At 28.9% G+C, this 318-nt stretch carries 1 protein-coding gene; it reads right to left on the minus strand.

Annotated elements, in window-relative coordinates:
* Positions 1-66: 66 nt before the first annotated feature.
* Positions 67-318 (minus strand): TMEM164 family acyltransferase (locus V7056_RS10690; RefSeq protein ID WP_499701764.1); only part of this gene is annotated, 252 nt, incomplete at its 5' end.

The raw sequence follows: 318 nt of genomic DNA on the forward strand, positions 1-318 counted from the left end.
TCTGACTTCCTATCCTTTTAGTTTCTTTTAAGTATTTTGATACAATTGATTCACTTTCAATAAATACTACATACTAATTTCTGTCTCTTTACGTAATTTCTTATTTTTCTCACGTAACCCTACCCATAATAATAAACACAGTACCAATAATACGCCTTCTAGCGAAACTATATAATACGGATATTCCCCTAAATAATTCAGCACACTTTTTGTTTCAGGTTTACCACCTAAGAACATATAATTTCCGTCAGTCTTTTTATTTACTAACATAATAAATGGCATAAGGATATTTAAAAACAAAAACACCTTACCAATAGA

The organism is Bacillus sp. JJ664 (assembly GCF_036962205.1).
GTDB lineage: Bacteria > Bacillota > Bacilli > Bacillales > Bacillaceae_G > Gottfriedia.